General features: G+C 71.8%; 23 protein-coding genes. 11 read left to right on the top strand and 12 right to left on the bottom strand.

Translation table 11 applies throughout. The annotated features are described in order from the left end of the window. Positions 1-250: 250 nt before the first annotated feature. On the top strand, positions 251-1,726 hold the full coding sequence (locus ACH4LD_RS27300; RefSeq protein WP_398056110.1) for a sensor histidine kinase: 1,476 nt from the start codon (positions 251-253) through the stop codon (positions 1,724-1,726). A gap of 191 nt (positions 1,727-1,917) precedes the next feature. Here ACH4LD_RS27300 and ACH4LD_RS27305 read toward each other — a convergent pair whose 3' ends face one another. After that, positions 1,918-2,175, bottom strand: coding sequence for a WhiB family transcriptional regulator (locus tag ACH4LD_RS27305; RefSeq protein ID WP_003992873.1), 258 nt, complete (start codon positions 2,173-2,175; stop codon positions 1,918-1,920). Between the two features lie 321 nt (positions 2,176-2,496). Then, positions 2,497-3,465 carry a diacylglycerol kinase family protein gene (locus tag ACH4LD_RS27310; protein WP_132788586.1) on the bottom strand — a complete coding sequence of 323 codons (969 nt, stop codon included), beginning with the start codon at positions 3,463-3,465 and terminating at the stop codon, positions 2,497-2,499. A 136-nt stretch (positions 3,466-3,601) separates the two neighbouring features. Between ACH4LD_RS27310 and ACH4LD_RS27315 the strand changes: the two genes are divergently transcribed. Next, on the top strand, positions 3,602-4,072 hold the full coding sequence (locus tag ACH4LD_RS27315; protein WP_132788587.1) for a hypothetical protein: 471 nt from the start codon (positions 3,602-3,604) through the stop codon (positions 4,070-4,072). 57 nt (positions 4,073-4,129) lie between these two features. On the opposite strand, the gene ACH4LD_RS27320 is transcribed toward ACH4LD_RS27315, so the two are convergent. From ACH4LD_RS27320 to ACH4LD_RS27330, 3 genes are all read right to left on the bottom strand, one after another. Continuing rightward, positions 4,130-5,239, bottom strand: coding sequence for an RNA polymerase sigma factor SigF (locus tag ACH4LD_RS27320; protein WP_398056109.1), 1,110 nt, complete (start codon positions 5,237-5,239; stop codon positions 4,130-4,132). A 17-nt stretch (positions 5,240-5,256) separates the two neighbouring features. Further along, positions 5,257-5,673, bottom strand: coding sequence for an anti-sigma regulatory factor (locus tag ACH4LD_RS27325; RefSeq protein WP_009190566.1), 417 nt, complete (start codon positions 5,671-5,673; stop codon positions 5,257-5,259). 377 nt (positions 5,674-6,050) lie between these two features. Continuing rightward, entirely contained in the window at positions 6,051-6,311 is a 261-nt protein-coding gene (locus ACH4LD_RS27330) for a UBP-type zinc finger domain-containing protein (protein ID WP_132788589.1), read from the bottom strand. Positions 6,312-6,372: 61 nt separating this feature from the next. On the opposite strand from ACH4LD_RS27330, the gene ACH4LD_RS27335 reads away from it, so the two are divergent. Continuing rightward, a complete protein-coding gene (locus ACH4LD_RS27335) occupies positions 6,373-7,956 on the top strand; it encodes a Na+/H+ antiporter (protein ID WP_398056108.1) in 1,584 nt (527 codons plus the stop codon). On the opposite strand, the gene ACH4LD_RS27340 is transcribed toward ACH4LD_RS27335, so the two are convergent. Together ACH4LD_RS27340 and ACH4LD_RS27345 are read right to left on the bottom strand one after the other, a co-directional pair. Next, positions 7,953-8,873 (bottom strand): 1-aminocyclopropane-1-carboxylate deaminase/D-cysteine desulfhydrase, encoded by a 921-nt coding sequence (locus ACH4LD_RS27340; protein ID WP_398056107.1) that lies wholly within the window; start codon positions 8,871-8,873, stop codon positions 7,953-7,955. The genes ACH4LD_RS27335 and ACH4LD_RS27340 overlap by 4 nt on opposite strands. Before the next feature lie 411 nt (positions 8,874-9,284). Further along, positions 9,285-9,878, bottom strand: a complete 594-nt coding sequence (locus tag ACH4LD_RS27345; protein WP_132788592.1) for an N-acetylmuramoyl-L-alanine amidase — start codon at positions 9,876-9,878, stop codon at positions 9,285-9,287. Between the two features lie 298 nt (positions 9,879-10,176). Between ACH4LD_RS27345 and ACH4LD_RS27350 the strand changes: the two genes are divergently transcribed. The 4 genes from ACH4LD_RS27350 to ACH4LD_RS27365 all read left to right on the top strand — a co-directional run bounded on the left by ACH4LD_RS27350 (position 10,177) and on the right by ACH4LD_RS27365 (position 13,665). After that, the gene (locus ACH4LD_RS27350; protein WP_103812525.1) at positions 10,177-11,583 is read left to right on the top strand and encodes a family 2B encapsulin nanocompartment shell protein; all 1,407 of its coding nucleotides are present in this window, start codon (positions 10,177-10,179) and stop codon (positions 11,581-11,583) included. A gap of 112 nt (positions 11,584-11,695) precedes the next feature. Beyond that, positions 11,696-12,841: a family 2 encapsulin nanocompartment cargo protein polyprenyl transferase gene (locus tag ACH4LD_RS27355; RefSeq protein ID WP_398056106.1), complete on the top strand. Its 1,146-nt coding sequence runs from the start codon at positions 11,696-11,698 to the stop codon at positions 12,839-12,841. 200 nt (positions 12,842-13,041) lie between these two features. After that, a complete protein-coding gene (locus tag ACH4LD_RS27360; protein ID WP_398056105.1) occupies positions 13,042-13,296 on the top strand; it encodes a hypothetical protein in 255 nt (84 codons plus the stop codon). 36 nt (positions 13,297-13,332) lie between these two features. Further along, complete coding sequence (locus ACH4LD_RS27365; protein ID WP_398056104.1) at positions 13,333-13,665, top strand: DUF952 domain-containing protein; 333 nt, start codon at positions 13,333-13,335, stop codon at positions 13,663-13,665. A 44-nt stretch (positions 13,666-13,709) separates the two neighbouring features. On the opposite strand, the gene ACH4LD_RS27370 is transcribed toward ACH4LD_RS27365, so the two are convergent. The 3 genes from ACH4LD_RS27370 to ACH4LD_RS27380 all read right to left on the bottom strand — a co-directional run bounded on the left by ACH4LD_RS27370 (position 13,710) and on the right by ACH4LD_RS27380 (position 15,422). After that, positions 13,710-14,477 (bottom strand): VOC family protein, encoded by a 768-nt coding sequence (locus tag ACH4LD_RS27370; RefSeq protein ID WP_398056103.1) that lies wholly within the window; start codon positions 14,475-14,477, stop codon positions 13,710-13,712. A gap of 92 nt (positions 14,478-14,569) precedes the next feature. Further along, positions 14,570-14,986, bottom strand: coding sequence for a VOC family protein (locus tag ACH4LD_RS27375; RefSeq protein WP_132788597.1), 417 nt, complete (start codon positions 14,984-14,986; stop codon positions 14,570-14,572). 34 nt (positions 14,987-15,020) lie between these two features. Continuing rightward, the gene (locus tag ACH4LD_RS27380; protein WP_398056102.1) at positions 15,021-15,422 is read right to left on the bottom strand and encodes a helix-turn-helix transcriptional regulator; all 402 of its coding nucleotides are present in this window, start codon (positions 15,420-15,422) and stop codon (positions 15,021-15,023) included. A 103-nt stretch (positions 15,423-15,525) separates the two neighbouring features. Here ACH4LD_RS27380 and ACH4LD_RS27385 point away from each other — a divergent pair, with 103 nt between their 5' ends. Both ACH4LD_RS27385 and ACH4LD_RS27390 read left to right on the top strand, forming a co-directional pair. Next, positions 15,526-16,680, top strand: a complete 1,155-nt coding sequence (locus ACH4LD_RS27385; RefSeq protein ID WP_398056101.1) for an anion permease — start codon at positions 15,526-15,528, stop codon at positions 16,678-16,680. 16 nt (positions 16,681-16,696) lie between these two features. After that, the gene (locus ACH4LD_RS27390; RefSeq protein ID WP_398056100.1) at positions 16,697-16,921 is read left to right on the top strand and encodes a hypothetical protein; all 225 of its coding nucleotides are present in this window, start codon (positions 16,697-16,699) and stop codon (positions 16,919-16,921) included. Between the two features lie 130 nt (positions 16,922-17,051). Here the strand turns inward: ACH4LD_RS27390 and sodN are convergent, their stop codons facing one another. Further along, positions 17,052-17,447, bottom strand: coding sequence for a superoxide dismutase, Ni (sodN, locus tag ACH4LD_RS27395; RefSeq protein WP_014674929.1), 396 nt, complete (start codon positions 17,445-17,447; stop codon positions 17,052-17,054). A gap of 145 nt (positions 17,448-17,592) precedes the next feature. On the opposite strand from sodN, the gene sodX reads away from it, so the two are divergent. Continuing rightward, positions 17,593-18,027: a nickel-type superoxide dismutase maturation protease gene (sodX, locus tag ACH4LD_RS27400; protein ID WP_132788722.1), complete on the top strand. Its 435-nt coding sequence runs from the start codon at positions 17,593-17,595 to the stop codon at positions 18,025-18,027. On the opposite strand, the gene ACH4LD_RS27405 is transcribed toward sodX, so the two are convergent. Then, positions 17,931-18,560: a CGNR zinc finger domain-containing protein gene (locus ACH4LD_RS27405; protein ID WP_132788601.1), complete on the bottom strand. Its 630-nt coding sequence runs from the start codon at positions 18,558-18,560 to the stop codon at positions 17,931-17,933. The genes sodX and ACH4LD_RS27405 overlap by 97 nt on opposite strands. Positions 18,561-18,660: 100 nt before the next feature. Between ACH4LD_RS27405 and ACH4LD_RS27410 the strand changes: the two genes are divergently transcribed. Next, positions 18,661-19,419, top strand: coding sequence for a class I SAM-dependent methyltransferase (locus ACH4LD_RS27410; protein WP_132788602.1), 759 nt, complete (start codon positions 18,661-18,663; stop codon positions 19,417-19,419). Positions 19,420-19,612 lie beyond the last annotated feature (193 nt).

A 19,612-nucleotide genomic window follows, 5' to 3' on the forward strand; every position in this document is an offset into this window, starting at 1 on the left:
GCCGTCGTGGTCTAGTCCACAATCGAGTACAACACGCTTCCGCCCTCCCCGCACAGGAAGGCGGATCGAGGAACCGGCGCTCTCTGCCCTGACTGCCCCGGCTCCTCGGCCTTCGGCCGACCGGGACCGCACACCCCACGGCCGATGATGCTCCGGGCTGCGGTGCCGGGAGGGTTGAGGGTCCCTTCCAGGCGCCGCGGCCCGCGGGTGTTTTTCGGCCACCCGCGAGGCCCCGGGTACGCTCGCAGACGTGCCCTCCATGAACGAACTCGTACGCCAGCACACCGCCCTCGACGACTCCGACCTGGAGTGGCTCCACCTGCTGGTCTCGGAGTGGCAGCTGCTCTCCGACCTCTCCTTCGCCGACCTGGTGCTGTGGGTCCCCACCCGGGACGGCACCCGGTACGTCTCGGTCGCCCAGATGCGCCCCAACACCGGCCCGACCTCCTACCAGGACGACATGGTCGGCCACCTGGTCCCGCGCGGTCGGCGTCCCATGCTGGACGCGGCGCTGGACGAGGGCCGGATCGTGCGCGAGGGCGACCCGGAGTGGCGCGAAGAGGTCCCCGTGCGGGTCGAGTCCATCCCCGTACGGCGCGAGGGCCGCGTCCTCGGCGTGATCGCCCGCAACACCAACCTGCTCACCGTGCGCACCCCGAGCCGCCTGGAGCTGACCTACCTCCAGAGCGCCTCCGACCTCGCGCAGATGATCGCGGCCGGCTCCTTCCCCTTCCCGGACCAGCAGGTCGACATGGACGCCTCCCCGCGCGTCGGCGACGGCCTGATCCGGCTCGACGCGGACGGCATCGTCCAGTACGCCTCCCCGAACGCCCTGTCCGCCTACCACCGGCTCGGCCTCGCCGCCGACCTCGTCGGCCACCACCTCGGCCAGACCACCGCCGAACTCGCCCCCACCCGGGGGCCGGTGGACGAGGCGCTGGCCAAGGTGGCCAGCGGCTGGGCGCCGCGCGAGTTCGAGATCGAGGCCCACGACGGGGTCATCCAGTTCCGGGCCATCCCGCTCAAACCCAAGGGCACGCGCATCGGTTCGCTCGTGCTGCTCCGGGACGTCACCGAACTGCGGCGCCGCGAACGCGAGTTGATCACCAAGGACGCCACCATCCGGGAGATCCACCACCGGGTGAAGAACAACCTCCAGACGGTCGCCGCCCTGCTCCGGCTCCAGGCCCGGCGCATCGAGTCCGAACGCGGCCGGGAGGCCCTGGAGGAGGCGGTCCGCCGGGTCGGCTCCATCGCGATCGTCCATGAGACGCTGTCTCAGAACCTGGACGAGCGCGTGGAGTTCGACGACATCGCCGACCGGGTGCTGGCGATGGTGGCCGAGATCTCGCCGGGCAAGGTGGCGGGCCGGCGCAGCGGGCGGTTCGGGATACTCGACGCCGAGGTCGCCACCCCGCTGTCCATGGTCCTCACCGAGGTCCTGCAGAACGCCCTGGAGCACGGTTTCCGTGAGGGCGACACCGGCACGGTCGAAGTCTCCGCGGTGCGTGGCGGCACCACCAAGGAGGCCCGGCTGCTGGTCACCGTCCAGGACGACGGCGTCGGACTGCCCGAGGGCTTCGACCCGCACCGCTCGGGCAACCTCGGTCTGCAGATCGTACGGACGCTGGTGGAAGGCGAGTTGGGCGGATCGTTCGACATGGTGCCGGCGCCGGAGCGCGGGACGCGGGTGATCCTCGACATTCCGGTGCGGGCGCAGAAGTGAGCCGGCGGGCCCACCGGGGAGCGGGCACAGCAAAAAGCCCCGGACCGTCCTTGGTCCGAGGCTGATGCTCGTTGCTGCTCTGCTTGTATCGCTAAGCGCATCGGGGGAACTGCGCGCTGCGGCTCGGGGGCGGGAGATGCGTACGTGCTGTGCGCGCCGCCAAGCTCAGGCTGTCAGTAGGGGTGGGTATGTCAGGCGGAGGCCTGACGAGCCCGGTTGCGGGCGGCGCGGCGCTTCATGGCGCGGCGCTCGTCCTCGCTGAGACCACCCCAGACGCCGGAGTCCTGACCGGACTCAAGCGCCCACTGCAGACACTGCTCGATCACCGGGCAGCGACGGCAGACGGCCTTGGCTTCCTCGATCTGCAGCAGCGCAGGACCGGTGTTGCCGATGGGGAAGAAGAGCTCGGGGTCTTCCTCGCGGCAAACGGCGTTGTGACGCCAGTCCATGGCTGCTACCTCTCCTTGGTATTACGTGCAGGTTGCTTGTGAATGTGAACGCTTTCACGAATCCCTCAACAAGTGAAGGGCCGACCGCCGAGTCTTCACCCGGCGTGGTCCTGTGTTTGAAGAGGGGTTCTGGTGATCAGCGGAGGCCGGTGTTGCGGGCCGTCCCGATCGCCACGTAGAGACTCGCAAACCTCAGCGGCGGATACAACCCCTTCCGGAAAGTTTTTTTTGATTCCTCGGTGTCGACTAGGTCACAGCCGTACTTCCATGGGGTGGACCCTGGTCTAAACGTTCGAGTGAAAGGACTTTCGCCCGTTCCGCTCACACAATCACACGCAGTGCACGGCGTACGCCTGTGAACGTCACGCTCGTACGCAGCCCGAGATGGTCACCGTCCATCTGGAGGGGCAGGGGCACCTTCGAATGCAAGGTGAACTGGTCCAGGTCGTGCAGTGAGACGGCGTGCTTCCCCTGCGGTCCCCGCTCGGGGGACGAAGTGAGCAACTGGGTGCCATACCGGGCAACCGCGGCCGTGGACAGACGGCTGAGGCCGAGCACGTCGATGCCCGTGTCGAACGAGGCTTTAGGTGACGTGTACATCGGGCGATTGCCGAGATACGTCCACGGGGACGTGTTCGAGACTATGGCGACGACCAGATCCTCGATCGGGTCCGCGCCGGGCTGTTCGAGCGTGATCGTGCCGTGCCGGCGGTTCGGCTCGCCGAGGAACTGCCGGATGACCTGACGGACGTACAACGCGTGCGTCGACTTCTTGCCGCGCTCGCGCTGCTGCTCGACCCGGCCCACCACACCCGCGTCGAAGCCGAGTCCGGCGTTGAAGGTGAACCAGCGGGCCGGCACCGCCTCGTCCTCGGTGCCCGGCGTGCCCGAGGTCAGGCCGAGGCCGACGACCCGCTCGGTGCCGTCGCGCAGCGCGTCCAGCAGGGCTCCGGTGGCCTCGACGGGATCGTTGGGCAGCCCCAGCGCGCGGGCGAACACGTTCGTGGAGCCGCCCGGGACGACGGCGAGACCGGGGAGGCGGTCCGGGGCGGGACCGGCGTGCAGGAGGCCGTTGACGACCTCGTTGACCGTGCCGTCGCCGCCGAGCGCCACCACCAGGTCGATGTCGTCGCTCTCCGCCGCCTGCCGGCCGAGGTCGCGAGCGTGGCCGCGGTACTCGGTGGTGACCGCCTCCAGCTTCATCTCGCTCGCCAGCGCATGGATCAGTACGTCACGTCTGCGTGCGCTTGTGGTGGTTGCCGCCGGATTGACCACGAGAAGTGCACGCATGCATGGCAGCGTACCTACTGGGGGGTACTCGGCCCAGACCGAGTTAGGGATCCGGTAAGAGAGCGCGGCGTGAGCCTGGACACTCGGGGGCGCGGGGCGCGGCGGCGCGCCGGAGGGGGAGGGCTACCCTGCTGAGGTGAGCAGTCAGCAGAAGCCCGCCCCGCACACCGCCGAAGCCGCCACGGCCGACGCAGCCGACCCGGCCGCCGGGCCGCGCCCGCGCCGGCTGACGTACGCGGCGGCGCTGGCCGCGCTGGAGGGAGCGGCGCTGGTGGCCGGCGGCCTGTGGGTGCTCGTCCTCGGGCTCACCGGTGACCCGGACGACCGGCAGCAGGCCGTGACCCTGGGGATCACCCTGGTCGTCCTGGCGCTGCTGCCGCTGCTCGCCGCGCGCGGTCTGCTGCTGCGGCGCGGCTGGAGCCGGGGGCCCGCGCTGATCACCCAGCTCATGGCCCTTCCCGTGGCCTACAACCTGCTGCGGGCCGACAGCATGGCCATTCCGGCCGGTATCGCGCTCGGGCTGGTCGCCGTGGTGGCGCTGGTGCTCCTCGTCAACGGCGAGACGACCCGGGCCCTCGGGATCAAGGGACCGGGCCGGGACGAGTAGGGCGCATCGGGCGGGGCTGTTCGCACAGGGTCTCGCCGGGCGGGGCTCACTGCCCGCTCACTCCTCCACGAGGAGCTTCTCGCGGAGCTGGGCCAGGGTGCGGGCCAGCAGGCGGGAGACGTGCATCTGCGAGATGCCGACCTCCTGTGCGATCTGCGACTGGGTCATGTTCCCGAAGAAGCGCAGCAGCAGGATCCGCTTCTCGCGCGGCGGCAGGTCCTCCAGCAGCGGCTTGAGGGACTCGCGGTACTCCACACCCTCCAGCGCCTCGTCCTCGGCGCCCAGGGTGTCGGCGACCGCCGGAGACTCGTCGTCCGTGTCGGGGACGTCCAGGGACAGTGTGGAGTACGCGTTCGCCGACTCCAGACCCTCCAGGACCTCCTCCTCGGAGATGGCGAGCTTCTCGGCCAGCTCGTGGACCGTCGGGGACCGGCCGTGCAGCTGGGACAGCTCGGCCGTCGCGGTGGTCAGCGCGAGCCGCAGCTCCTGGAGCCGGCGCGGCACGCGGACCGCCCAGCCCTTGTCGCGGAAGTGCCGCTTGATCTCGCCGACGACGGTCGGTGTGGCGTAGGTGGAGAACTCCACGCCACGCTCGGGGTCGAAGCGGTCGACGGACTTGATGAGACCGATCGTGGCGACCTGGGTGAGGTCGTCCAGCGGCTCGCCGCGGTTGCGGAACCGGCGTGCCAGGTGCTCCACGAGCGGCAGGTGCATACGGACCAGCTGGTTGCGCAGCTCGGCGTACTCCGTGCTGCCTGCCGGCAGGGTGCGCAGCTCGACGAACATCGCCCGCGCCCCGCTACGGTCCTGGACGTCGTGCTGCACGGCCTGCGCGGCCTCCGTGCCCAGCGCGTCGTCCTCGGCGTGTCGCTCGTGCTCGCTCATCGTCCCGCCCGTAGCCCTTCCCCGAGCCCTGCCCCCCGCGCGGACGGCGGGTCCGGCGCCGCCGCGTGCCTTCGGTGGCGTGCCAGTGGCACCGTCACCGTCGACCCGCGCGGAGTCGTCCTCCGGGTGCGGTCTGGCCTGCTCGGGGATGCCGTCGATGCCGTCCGCCATGCGCCGGGAACCGTCCCGGGGGCCCGCCCCGGGGGTCTCGGCGTCGCCCGACCAGGAGGCACCCCCGTCCCCGGTCGGCAGCTCCCGTGTGCCGCGCTCTTCGTCCCGCACCGGCCCGTCCCCGTTCCTCACGCCGGCCCGGGGCCGGCGCCACGCTGTTTGTAGAGGCTGATCGACACCGTCTTGTCCTCGTCCACGGCGGACGAGACCTTGCCCGCGAGGGCCGACAGCACGGTCCAGGCGAAGGTGTCCCGCGAGGGGGCGTGGCCGTCCGTGGTCGGCGCCGACACGGTGACTTCCAGTGAGTCGTCGACGAGCCGGAAGACACAGCTGAGCACCGAGCCGGGCACGGCTTGCTGGAGCAGGATCGCGCAGGCCTCGTCCACGGCGATGCGCAGGTCCTCGATCTCGTCCAGGGTGAAGTCCAAGCGGGCCGCGAGACCGGCCGTGGCCGTCCGCAGCACCGACAGGTAGGCACCCGCAGCCGGCAGCCGGACTTCCACGAAGTCCTGGTTCGCCGCGGGCTCGCCTGCGATCTGGGACACCCTCACCTCCATGGTGGTACAAGCTTTACGGGGCCGAGGGTCGCCCCCCGGGGTAACGCGTACGTGGTTCAAGCGGTGACGCTATCGCGCTCCGAACGTTTCTGTCCCCGGGACCCCAACCCCCTGGCGTCACTCACAGTAAAGCTGTGGATACGCTCCGTGTCTAGAGGGTTTGCGGGCCCAAATGGGAAGAGCGCGCGCCGGGTTGACGTACCCAGACGTCAGACGCTCGAACCGTCGTGCGGCAGCCGCCGCATGCAGTGTCACACGAGAACGCGGTCGGACGGGACGCTCTCGGCGAGAACGCTCTCGTGGACGGGGTCGAAGGGCGGTCCCGGACGGTGCTCGCGGGGCGCCCGGGAGCGGTCGTGACAGGCTCAGACGAGCACGTGGTCCACGAAGCACCACCGCCAGTCCTCGCCCGGCTCGAACGTGCGCATCACCGGGTGACCGGACTGCGCGTGGTGCTCCGTCGCGTGCCGCCCCGGCGAGGAGTCGCAGCAGCCGACGTGGCCGCAGGTGAGGCACAGCCGCAGCTGGACCGGGTTCGTGCCGTCCCGCAGGCACTCCGGACAGGTCTCGTCGAGCGGCTCCGGTTCCGGGTGCGGCAGCGCGTCGGCATGCGTGCACTGTTTCATGATTGCCAGATTACGACGGTTGTGCGGGTTGCCGCGCGAAAGACGAGGGTGGGCGAGGACCATGGACGTGATGCCCCTGCTGGTGCTGGTGGCGGGCAGTGCCGCGGTGGCCGCGGCGGCCCGGCGTACCCCGGCGCCGGCGCCCCTGCTGCTGGTCGCGGTCGGTCTGGCGGTCTCGTACATCCCCGGCGTGCCGTCCTACACCCTCGATCCGCACATCGTCCTGCCGCTGCTGCTGCCCCCGTTGCTGTACACCTCGGCGAGCGACAGCTCCTACCTCGACCTGCGGGCACAGATGCGGCCGGTGGCGCTGCTCTCGGTGGGCTACGTGCTCTTCGCGACCGTGGTCGTCGGCTGGGCCGCCTACCTGCTCATCCCCGGGCTGTCGCTGACCGCCGCGCTGGTGCTGGGCGCGGTGGTCGCACCGCCGGACGCGGTCGCCGCCACGGCGGTCGCGCGCCGGGTGGGCCTGCCGTCCCGGATCACCACCATCCTCCAGGGCGAGTCCCTGCTGAACGACGCCACGGCGATCACCGCCTACAAGGTGGCGCTCGGCGCCGCCGTCGGGGAGGGGGCCACCTGGGCGGGCGGCATCCGCGAGTTCGCGCTCGCCGCGGTCGGCGGGGTCGGCATCGGTCTCGTCCTCATGGCGCCCCTGCACTGGCTGCGCACACACCTGACCGAGCCCCTCCTGCAGAACACGCTCTCCCTGCTCATCCCGTTCGTCGCCTACGGGGTCGCCGAGCAGGCGCACGCCTCCGGGGTGCTCGCGGTGGTGGTCGTCGCCCTCTACCTCGGCCACCGCGCGTGGGAGGTCGACTTCGCCACCCGTCTCCAGGAGGGCGCGGTGTGGAAGATGGTCGCCTTCGTGCTGGAGTCCGCGGTGTTCGCCCTGATCGGTCTGCAACTGCCGATCGTCCTGAAGCGGCTCGGGGAGTACGAGGGCGCCGTCGCCGTCTGGTACGCGGTCGCCGTCTTCCTGGTCGTGGTGGTGGCCCGTTTCGTCTGGGTCTATCCGGCCACCTTCCTGCCCCGGATCATGTCGACCCGCATCCGGGAGCGGGAACAGGACCCCACCTGGCGGGGCGCGATGGTCACCTCGTGGGCCGGCATGCGCGGTGTCGTCTCCCTGGCCATCGCCTTCGCCATCCCGCCGAGCATGCCCGCCGGCCCGCGCAACCTGATCCTCTTCCTGACCTTCACCACCGTCATCGGCACCCTCGTCGTGCAGGGCGTGACACTGCCGCCGCTGATCCGGCTGCTGAAGTTCCCCGGCCGCGACCGGCAGGCCGAGACGCTCGCCGAGGCAAACGCCCAGGCCCAGGCATCCCGGGCCGCCGAGGCCCGGCTCGACGAACTCCTCTCCGACGACCGCAACGCGCTGCCGCAGCCGCTCGCCGACCGGCTCCGCATGGTCCTGGAGCGCCGCCGCAACGCCGTCTGGGAACGGCTCGGGCAGGTCAACCCGGTCACCGGCGAGTCCGTCGACGACACCTACCGGCGGCTGTCCCGGGAGATGATCAGTGCCGAGCGAGAGGTCTTCGTCAGGCTCCGCGACCTGCGCTACATCGACGACGAGATGCTGCGCGGGCTGCTCAGACGCCTGGACCTGGAGGAGGCGGCGGCCTACCGGGAGGCCGGTTAGCGCTCCGGGGCCGCTGCCGCGGGTTCCGGGAACGGCCGTCCCGTGACGACGGCGGCGATCGCCGTCCCGCGCGCGAAGGCGTTCTCTTCCGCCAGGGCGACCAGTCCGAACAGCAACTTGGCGACATAAAGGCGCTCCACGGGCAGCCCGTGCCGCTGCTCGAAGTCCTGTGCGAACGCCTCAAGTTCCGCTGTCGTGCGGGCGTAACCGCCGCAGTGGAAACGGTCGTCCAGGGTCCAGGTGCCGCTGCGGGCGCCGAAGGCGCGTTCCTGCAGAGCCGCTACGTCGGCCTCCAGGAAGCCGCCCTTCAGGACCGGTACGCCGAGCGCGCGCTGGCCGGCCGCGAGTCCGGCGGCGAGGCCGGCGAGGGTGCCGCCGGTGCCGCAGGCGACCGCGACGACGTCGGCCCGCCCGCGCAGTTCCGTGCCGAGGGCGCGGCAGCCGCGCACCGCCTCGGTGTTGCTGCCGCCCTCGGGGACGACGTACGCGTCCTCGGCGCCCGCCGCGCGCAGGATCCCGGTCAGGGTCTCCGGTTCGGTCTTGCGGCGATATGTCGATCTGTCGATGAAGTGCAGCCGCATGCCGTCGGCCGCGCACCGGGCCAGGGAGGGGTTGAGGGGGCGGTCGGCCAGCTCCTGGCCGCGGACCACGCCCGTGGTCGGCAGCCCCAGCAGGCGGCCCGCGGCGGCCGTGGCCCGCAGGTGGTTGGAGTAGGCCCCACCGAAGGTGACCAGGGCACGGCCGTCGGCCGCCGCGATGTTGGGCACCAGCTTGCGCCACTTGTTGCCGATCAGCTGCGGGTGGATGAGGTCGTCCCGCTTGAGCAGCAGCCGCAGGCCGCGGCGCTCGAACCGGCCGTCCCGCACCTCGTGGAAGGGCGAGGGGAGGCGGGGGCTGAGCGGGTCGGGGCTGGACACGGCTTCATTGTCGCCCGGTACGGACGCGGGGCGGGGGCGGGGTCACCTAGCTGTCCGGCGCCGGGTGCGGACGGGGGGACGGGGGTGGGGTGACACCTGCCCGGCGCCAGGTGCGGACGCGGGCGGGGTCGGAGTCGGGGCCGGGGTCACCGATCTGTGCGGCACCCGGTGCGGAGGGGGGGCGGGGGGCGGGGCCGCACCTGCCCGGCGCCAGGTGCGGACGCGGGCGGGGTCGGAGCCGGGCTCGGGGTCACCGATCTGTGCGGCGGCCGGTAGATCTGTCCGGCGCCCGGTACGGACGGGGACGAGGGCGGGGGCACCGGACTGCCCGGCGCCCGGTGCGGTCACGGGTCGCCGACCTGCCCGCCGCCGGTACGGACGCGGGGGCACCGGCCTGTCCGGACGGCACACCTAGTCCTTCAGCCGTTCCCGCACCCGCTCCCTCAGCCAGGACATCTCGAAGCCCCGGGGGTCCACCTTCCCCGGCTGCCACTCCCGGTGGCCGATGACCGACCGTTCCGTCCAACCGTGGTGCCGGCACAGTGCCGCGGCGACCCGCTCGATCGCCTCAAGCTGTTCGTCCGGCCACGGGTCCTCCCCGTCGCCGAGGTTCTCGCACTCGAAGCCGTAGAAGTGCCGGTTGCCGTCGGTGTTGGCCTCGTTGTCCGGCGGCAGCCGCTTCTCGGCGATCACCGCCCGCAACACCTCGTCGTCCCCGAGCCCGGCGTGGTTGGCGCGGCCGTAGCCGACCAGGTGGACCGTGCCGTCCTTGGTGATCACGCCGTGGCAGAGCGGCCCCGGCAGGTCCGGGTGGCCGTCCCGGCACACCTCCACCGTGCGCGCGCTGCCCTTGGTCACCGTGTGGTGGATCATCACGCCGTGGACCGGACCCCAGGGGCCCTTGTGGTTGCGGTTGTGGTGCTGCCAGTCGCCGACCTCGACGACCGTGACGCCCTCCGCCCTGAGCGCGTCCAGGAAACCGCTCGCCGACATGGGTGGGGCCATGCCCGACTCCTTCGTGCCGTGCCCGTGCGGCCGCCGGTCGCGGCTGCCGGATGTCCTGCCTGTTTCTACCGAAACCGGACGTCCCGGAACGCGTCGTTCGTACGGTGTGCGAGCCGATCCGGACAGAGGGGGCATGCCGTGCGGGCCGGAGCGAGGTCCCCCATCGTGCCCAGTAATCCGATGATCCATTCCCGCTCTTTCGGGTAATGGCGCGCACACGCTGTGTGCTGGGACGCTCGATGCGAGACCGGTGCCCGGCGCACTTCGGTACCGGGCATACATGGGAGGGCATTTCTCTATGTCGGTAGGCGAAGAGGTCCGCACGGATCAGGGCAGGCCGCAGCAGTCCCTCGGGACGGCGGCCGCGCGGAACCTGGCCACCACCACCAAGTCCGCTCCGCAGATGCAGGAGATCAGCTCCCGCTGGCTGCTGCGCACGCTTCCCTGGGTGGACGTCCAGGGCGGCACGTACCGGGTGAACCGGCGTCTGACGTACGCCGTCGGCGACGGCCGGATCACCTTTGTGAAGACCGGTAACCAGGTGGAGGTCATCCCGGACGAACTGGGCGAGCTGCCGGCCCTGAGGTCGTACGAGGACGGGGAGGTGCTGGCCGAGCTGGCCCGCCGCTGCCGGCAGCGCGACTTCGCGCCCGGCGAGGTGATCGCCGACTTCGGCAACCAGACGGACGAGGTGTACCTGCTCGCCCACGGCCGGGTGGAGAAGGTCGGTACGGGTCCCTACGGCGACGACGCCGTCCTCGGTGTCCTCGCCGACGGCGCCTACTTCGGCGACCAGGCGCTGCTCGACCCGGAGGCGATCTGGGAGTACACCGTCCGCGCGGACACCTCGACCACGGTGCTGATCCTCAGCCGCCAGGACTTCCAGCAGGTCGCGGAGCGCTCCGACTCGCTGCGCGCGCACCTGGAACGGCTGCGCTCGATCCCCGAGCAGCGGACCAACAAGTACGGGGAGAAGGAGGTCGAGCTGGCGGCCGGCCACTCCGGCGAGCCCGACATCCCGCACACCTTCGTGGACTACGAGCCACGGCCCCGCGAGTACGAACTGAGCATCGCCCAGACCGTGCTGCGCATCCACTCGCGCGTGGCCGACCTGTACAACCAGCCGATGAACCAGACCGAGCAGCAGTTGCGGCTCACGGTCGAGGCGCTGAAGGAGCGCCAGGAGCACGAGCTGGTCAACAACCCGGAGTTCGGTCTGCTCAGCAACTGCGAGTACGACCAGCGGATCCAGCCGCACGACGGCGTGCCGAGCCCGGACGACCTGGACGAGCTGCTCAGCCGCCGCCGCGGCACCAAGCTCCTCCTGGCCCACCCGCGCGCCATCGCCGCGATCGGGCGCGAGCTGAACAAACGGGGACTGGTCCCGGAGACCATCGACATCGCCGGCAACCGCATCCCCACCTGGCGCGGCGTGCCGATCTACCCGTGCAACAAGATCCCGATCAGCGAGGCCCGCACGACCTCCATCATCGCCATGCGTACCGGCGAGGCCGACCAGGGCGTCATCGGCCTCAGGCAGTCCGGCATCCCGGACGAGATCGAGCCGAGCCTGTCCGTCCGGTTCATGGGCATCAACGAGCAGGCCATCATCAAGTACCTGGTGACGGCCTACTACTCGGCCGCGGTCCTGGTGCCCGACGCGCTCGGCGTACTGGAGAACGTCGAGATCGGTCGATGGAGGTGACGTCTCCGCACGTCGCGGCCGTGTCCCCGCCCCCCGGGGCGGGTAGGCCCTCGGGGTACGCGTCCGGCCGGGCCGGTGACGTCGTACTCCGCGGACCTGGCGAGGGGGAGGCATGGCCGAGTTCATGACGGAGACCGAGGAGCGTTCCTCCGGTGTGCCGCGTCCCGGCACACCGGGGGAGCCACCCGAGAAGGCCGGGGACGGCGCCGCCGGTCCGCTCGACGCACACGAGGCGGCGGTTCAGCTGGAGCGCGCCCGGGCGCTGGTCGACCCGGAGCTGCGCGCGGCCGTGGAGTCGCTGCCCGGCTCCATGCGCCGGATCGCGAGCTACCACTTCGGCTGGCAGCACGCCGACGGCACGCCGGCGGCGGGCAACGCGGGCAAGGCGATCAGACCCGCGCTCGTGCTGGCGGCCGCCACGGCACTCGGCGGCCCGGCGGCCCGGGCGGCGGCCGTCCCGGCGGCAGCGGCGGTCGAACTGGTCCACAACTTCACGCTGTTGCACGACGACGTGATGGACCGGGACACCACCCGCCGCCACCGGCCGACGGCCTGGACCGTGTTCGGCGACGCTGACGCGATCCTCGCCGGGGACGCCCTCCAGGCGCTGGCCCTGCGGCTGCTCGCCGAGGATCCGCACCCGGCCTCGGTGTCGGCCGCGGCCCGGCTCGCGGCCTGTGTCGTGGAGCTGTGCGAGGGCCAGCACGCCGACACCGACCTGGAGCGGTGCGCGCCGGACGCGGTCACCCTGGACGAGGTGCTCGCCATGGCCGAGGCGAAGACCGGAGCCCTGCTGGGCTGTGCCTGCGCGCTCGGCGCGCTGTACGCGGGCGCGGGCGAGGAGGAGGTGGCCGCGCTGGACGGCTTCGGCCGGCAGGCCGGGCTCGCCTTCCAGCTCATCGACGACGTCATCGGCATATGGGGAGACCCGCGGCACACCGGCAAGCCGGCGGGCGCGGATCTGGCCGCCCGCAAGAAGTCCCTGCCGGTGGTGGCGGCGCTGACCTCGGACACCCCGGCGGCGGCCGAGCTCGCCGCGCTGTACGGGACGCCGTTCCGCGAGGAGGAGGCGGAGGCCGGGGAGATCGCGCGTACGGCGCTGGCGGTGGAGCGGGCCGGCGGACGGGACTGGGCGCAGGCCGAGGCGGCCGACCGGATGGCCCGGGCCATGCAGGAGCTGGCCCGCGCGGTCCCCGATCCGGAGGCGGCGGGAGGTCTGCTGGCACTCGCCGAGTTCGTGACCCGGCGCACCAGCTGAGGCCGCCCGTCCCGGCGGCCGAGCAGAACCCGGAGCCCCCGGGCCCGTGCGGCTCCTGACCCCGCGCGGTCATCGGGGGCTCCGGCCAGGCGGGCCCCGCGCACTCCCACAGTGTGCGGGGCCCGCCGATCACCCGGCGACGGACGTCGAGGTCGTCGCGGGAAGGAGCGCCGAGGGCGCCACCGGCCTACCCTGAGGACATGGACAGCGAGGAACACGTCTGTCCCGTCTGCGGACAGCCCGTGGAAACGGTCGTCAAGAGGCACAAGACCCTGGGCGCCTGGGTGCCGGTCTGGGGCCCCGGTCCCTGCCGCAATCCCGACTGCGCGACGTACACCGGGACCGGCTCCCGACCCGCTGAGCAGGAGCGTTCCGCCGGTGCGCAGGCCCGGCCGGGCGGTGGCAGCGGTCCGGGGGACCCGTCGGCGGCGGGCGCCGAGAACAGCGCCGTCTGAACACGGGGGCAGGCGGGGGCGCCGTAGCGTGGGCGCATGCCGAAACTGCCGTACGTCCTGCACCTCACCGAGCGCTCCCTGTGGGAGGCGGCGCGCGAGAGCGGCGCCTACGAGATGTCCACCCGGGGCCGCACCCTCCAGGAGGAGGGCTTCATCCACTGCTCCACCCGCGAGCAGCTCCCGCGCATCGCCGACCTCCTCTACGGCGGTTACGACGGCCCGGACGAGCTGGTCGTGCTGGTCGTGGACCCGGCGCTGGTCGGGGCGCCGGTGAAGTACGAGTCCGTCGAGCCGGGCGGGGAGGAGTTTCCGCACGTGTACGGGCCCGTACCGGTCGAGGCGGTGGTGGACGTGGAGCCGTGGGGCTGAGCCGGGAGGCGGCGCGGCAGGCCCTGCACGGTCCCGTGTGGCGGTCAGCCGGCGCCGGTGCCCTGATCACGGCGGGCACCGCCGGCCGGCAGTCCGCCCGTTTCCGGGTCGCGGCCGGTCAGGCAGTAGGTGCCGCCGGCCGGGTCGCGCATCACCGTCCAGTGGGCGCCGTCGCGCACCGGAACCGCACCCAGCTCCTCGTGCCGCGCACGGACGGCGGTGATGTCCGCGCAGGCCAGGTCGAGGTGAGCGGAGGCAGGGCGCTCCTCGTCGAGCCGCTGGAGCAGCAGCCGTACCGGCAAGCCCGTCGGCGGCCGCAGCACGGCGAACTCGGGGCGGGAGCCCGTCAGCCGCTCCCACCCGGTCAGCGCGGCCCAGAACGCGGACTCGGTGTCGTACCGGGACGGCGGGATGTCGAGGCACACCTGGTCCAGGCGGCTGCCGGACACCACCGGCGGCCGTACCGTCTCCCCGTGCCAGGGCACGGCGCAGAACAACTGCCCTGCCGGAGAGCGCAGTACGGCCCAGTCGCCGTGGTCCGCCACGAGACCGGCGCCGAGTCGCCGGGCGAGTGCCGTCAACTGCCGTACGTCCTCGGCGCACAGGTCGAGGTGGGCGCCGCCGTCGCCCTCGGTGACGCCCTGGAGTTTCACGGAGGGGTCCGCCCCCTCGGGCAGCAGGGTCACGAACTCGCCGCGCTCGCCGCGGAACGCGGTAAGCCGGGTGCCGGTGACGGCCGTCCAGAAGACGCACGCGTCGGCCAGGCGCGCGGCGGGACGGTCGGCGAAGGCATACGTCCAGCGGATCGTCATCCGGGGAGTCTAGGCGGAGCCATGTCCGAACCGGGCGACGGGCAGCGGGACTTCGGCGGCCGGAGCCAGCGGCCGGAGTCAGCGGGCGGGGTTCAGCCCGTGGGGCGTTCGAGGAAGCGGAGCTGGTTGCCGGCCGGGTCCCGGAAGGCGCAGTCGCGCACCCCGTACGGCTGGTCCATCGGCTCCTGGAGGACGTCGGCGCCGGACTCGCGCACCCGCTCGTACAGCGCGTCGCAGTCGGGCGTGGTGAAGATGACACCGCGCAGCAGGCCCTTGGCGAGGAGTTCGTTGAGCGCCTGCTTGTCGGCGGGGGAGGCGTCCGGGCTCGCGTCCGGCGGCTCCAGGACGATCTCCACGTCGGGCTGGAGCGGGGAGCCCAGGGTCACCCAGCGCATCCCCTCGAAGCCCACGTCGTTGCGGATCTCCAGACCGAGCACGTCCCGGTAGAAGGCGATGGCCTTGTCATGGTCGTCCACGGCAAGGAAACACTGCGCGAGTTTCACGTCCATGGACTCACCCTAGAGTCGGGGACGGCGTCGCGCCTCAGTACGGGCGGCGGCGCGGCCGGGTCAGCCGGCGGGCCACACAGGGCGGGATCGCCGCGGTCTCCTCGTGGTCGCGGGCGCGGTAGGCGCTCGGCGTCTCGCCGACCAGCTCGGTGAACCGGGAGCTGAAGGAGCCGAGCGAGGTACAGCCGACGGCGAGGCACACCTCGGTCACGGTGAGATCGCCCCGGCGCAGCAGCGCCTTGGCCCGCTCGATCCGCCGGGTCATCAGGTAGCTGTACGGCGTCTCCCCGAACGCCCTGCGGAAGCTGCGCTGGAAGTGGCCCGGCGACATGAGGGCGTCACGGGCCAGCTCGGTCATGTCGAGCGGCTCGGCGTACTCGCGGTCCATGCGGTCGCGCACGCGCCGCAGCCGTCGCAGGTCCTCCAGGGCGGTCACCCGCTCAGCTTCGCACAGGGCCGCGCAACAGAATCCCACCCATGCGACGGAGCGTTCTCCTCCAGTTGTCCGGGGATTGACCTGCCCTTGCTTGCCTTGGGGAATGGACCACATCACGTTCCTCGTGGCGGTCGTCATCGTCACGGCTCTGGCGTTCGACTTCACGAACGGGTTCCACGACACCGCGAACGCGATGGCCACCTCCATCGCCACCGGCGCGCTCAAGCCCCGGACCGCGGTCCTGATCAGCGGATTACTCAACATCGTCGGTGCCTTCCTGTCCACGGAAGTGGCCAAGACGATCTCCGGCGGAATCGTGGACGACACCCTGGTCAGCCCAGGAATGATCTTCGCGGGGCTGGTCGGGGCGATCCTGTGGAACCTGCTCACCTGGCTCGCCGGTCTCCCCTCCAGCTCCTCGCACGCCCTCTTCGGCGGGCTCATCGGCGCGGTCTGGGTCGGCGCGGGCTCCCACGGCGTGCACTTCGACAAGGTGGTCGAGAAGGTGTTGCTACCGGCCGCGGTCTCCCCGGTGGTGGCCGGTCTCGCGGCCCTGGTCGCCACGTACCTCGCCTACAGGCTCACCGCCCGCGCCCGCCAGGACTCGGTGACGAAGGGGTTCCGCCTCGGCCAGATCGCCTCCGCCTCCCTGGTCTCCCTGGCGCACGGCACCAATGACGCGCAGAAGACCATGGGTGTGATCACTCTGACCCTGATCTCGGCGGGGGCGCTGGGCCATGACGCCGGCCCGCCGGTCTGGGTGATCGCCGCGGCCGGCCTCGCGATCGGCCTCGGCACCTATCTGGGCGGCTGGCGGATCATCCGCACCATGGGCAAGGGGCTGGCGGAGATCCAGTCGCCGCAGGGGTTCGCCGCCGAGACGGCCTCGACGACGGTGATCCTCACCTCCGCCCACCTCGGCTTCGCGTTGTCCACCACGCAGGTCGCCTCGGGCAGCATCCTGGGCGCCGGTCTCGGCCGGCGGCTCGCCGAGGTCCGCTGGGGGGTGGCCGTCCGGATGGTGCTCGCGTGGCTGATCACGCTGCCCGCGGCGGCGCTGGCCGGCGGTCTCGCCGCGAGCGTGGTCAAGCACGGCGGGAACGCCGGCACGGTCGTCATCGCTCTGGTCGTGCTGGCCCTGGCCACGGCCATCGTCGCCGCGTCCCGGCGCAATCCGGTACACGCCGACAACGTCAACGACCACCACGAGGTCACCCTCCGCACCCCGGCCCCGACGAACGTCGGTTCGGCCGCCTGACCCCCGGGAGCCCTTCATGCATGTCGACTGGTCCGCCCTCGGCCGCGTCGCCGCGGTCAGCCTCGGCGTCACGGTCGCCGTGGTCGTCGTGTTCTCTCTGGGCGTCCTCGGCCTGTCCCGCGCGGAGGAGGCCGGTGACGGCGCCTCCGCCACCGGCCGGGCCCAGGCGGGGTTGTGCTTCCTCGCCTGCGCGGCGGTGGTGGCGTACGGGATCCATCTGATCGTGCCGCAGTTCCACTAGGCGAGGAGGCCCCGGGGCGCGCGGCGTGTGAACGACGGGCCGCCGCGGGCCGGAATCCACGCGAGAGCGGCCCGCCCGGGCATCCGGGCGGGCCGCTTCCGCGTTCTGTGCGAGATCCAGGGGCCTTGGGTCAGGCCTTCTTGGTCTCCCAGAAGATCTTGTCGATCTGGGCGATGTAGTCCAGCGCCTTCTGGCCCGTCGCCGGGTCGGTGGACGCCTTGGCGGCCGAGAGGGCCTTCAGGGTGTCGTTGACCAGCTGGTGCAGCTCCGGGTACTTCTCGAAGTGCGGGGCCTTGAAGTAGTCGCTCCAGAGCACGGACACGTGGTGCTTGGCCAGCTCCGCGCGCTGCTCCTTGATGACGGTGGCGCGCGCCTGGAAGTGGGGGTCGTCGTTTCCGGCCATCTTCTCCTGGACGGCCTTCACCGACTCCGCCTCGATGCGGGCCTGGGCCGGGTCGTACACGCCGCAGGGCAGGTCGCAGTGGGCGCTGACCTTGACCTTGGGGGCAAACAGGCGGGAAAGCATGGAGCATTCCTTCCTCGTGATCGTCTTCTCAGGTGCGACATTACTCCCTGTGGAAGGCGATTTCTCGGGTGCCCCCCAGGGCTTAGGACAAAAGTCCAGGGTGAGACTGAGACTGGTGGAGGAACGGACCGGGGAGGTGCCGGGGATGCCGGAGCTGTCGCAGGAGACCGAACGGGGGAGGGCCGTGGCGCCCTTCGGGCTGGCCGAGGTGACCGGCCCGTCCATGGTGCCCACGCTGCACCACGGGGATCAGCTGATCGTGCGGTACGGAGGTGCGGTCAGGCCCGGGGACGTCGTGGTCCTGCGTCACCCGTTCCAGCAGGACCTGCTGGTCGTCAAGCGTGCGGTGGAGCGGCGCGAGGGCGGCTGGTGGGTGCTCGGCGACAACCCGTACGCGGGCGGGGACAGCACGGACTACGGGGTCGTGCCCGAGGAGCTGATCCTTGGGACGGCCTGGTTCCGGTTCCGCCCGCTGCGGGCCGGTCAGCGCTCGCCGCTCGCGCTGCTGCGCTGGGCGCTCTCGGCGGCGAGGCCGCTGCTGCCCGACCGGTCGGCCTCCAGGCGCTTGCGGGCCCGGTAGGCGGCGACGTTGGCGCGGGTGGCGCAGCGGTCCGAGCAGTAGCGGCGGGAGCGGTTGGTCGAGGTGTCCAGGTAGGCGTTGCGGCACGGGGCGGCCTCGCACAGGCCGAGCCGGTCGACGCCGTACTCGGTGAGGTGGAAGGCCAGGCCCATCGCCGCGATCGCCGCGTAGCCGGCGGTGGCGTTGGACGGGTGGTCGGCCAGGTGCATGTGCCAGAGGGGGCGGCCGTCCTCGTCGCGGTGGTCGTGCCCGGAGATCTGCGGGCTGACCGGGAACTCCAGCAGCAGGGAGTTCAGCAGGTCCACGGCCAGGGTCTCGTCGCCCTGGTCGGCTGCCTCGAAGACCCCGCGCAGCCGCGCCCGGACCGAGCGGAAGCGTGTGACGTCGGCGTCGGTGGCGCGGCGGGCCGCCGACGCGTTGTCGCCGAAGAGATCGCGGACGGCCTCGACCGTGGTCAGGGTGTCCCTGCCCCGGGCCGGTTCCTCGCTGTTCACGAGACGTACGGCGTAATCCGAGTAATAGGCCAGTTCCACTTGTAGTCCTTACGAAGGCGCTTTATCGTCGGGTCTGCGGTCGGGTAACAGCCGGTCGTGCTTCCAGGGTATTACGCGAACCGAGGGGAGTCGCTGTTCCATGACGACGAGTACCGGAACCGACTGGGCGGCTTGGCAGGAGAGCTGGGACCGGCAGCAGGAGTGGTACATGCCGGACCGTGAGGAGCGGTTCCGGATCATGCTCGACATGGTCGAGGCGCTCGTGGGCACGGCCCCCCGGGTGCTCGACCTCGCGTGCGGCACCGGCAGCATCACCGCCCGGCTGCTGCGCCGCTTCCCCGAGGCCACCAGCACCGGCGTCGACCTCGACCCCGCGCTGCTCGCCATCGCCCACGGCACCTTCGCCGGCGACGACCGGGTCACCCTCGTCACCGCCGACCTCAAGGACCCCGACTGGCCGGCCGGACTGCCGTACGACTCCTACGACGCCGTACTGACCGCCACGGCCCTCCACTGGCTGCACAGCGAACCCCTCGCGGCCCTCTACGGTCAGGTCGCGGGGCTGGTCCGCGACGGCGGTGTCTTCATGAACGCGGACCACATGATCGACGACACCACGCCCCGGATCAACGCGGCCGAGCGCGCCCAGCGCCACGCCCGCATGGATCAGGCCAAGCGGGACGGCGCCCTGGACTGGGCGGACTGGTGGCAGCTGGCCGCCCAGGACCCGGTCCTCGCCGAGCCGACCGCCCGCCGCTTCGAGATCTACGGCGAACACGCGGACGGGGACATGCCGTCGGCGGCCTGGCACGCGCGCACCCTGCTCGCCCAGGGCTTCGGCGAGGCCCGGCCCGTGTGGTGCTCGCCCTCCGACACGCTGCTCCTCGCCGTCAAGTAGACCGGCGCCCGGCACACACAGAGGCGGTACGAGAAGTCGTACCGCCTCTTCCGCGTCCCCCAGGGTCCCCACCGCACTGGTACGGGTGAGACGGTCCGTATCCGGGGACCGGCGGAAAGGGAGAGAGCTCCTCAAGGGCACGAAGAAGCCGCTCGGCGGGAAGACGCCCGGCCCCTACGACGGGGAGTACGCG

It is taken from the genome of Streptomyces sp. NPDC017676 (assembly GCF_044329325.1).
Classification (GTDB): domain Bacteria; phylum Actinomycetota; class Actinomycetes; order Streptomycetales; family Streptomycetaceae; genus Streptomyces.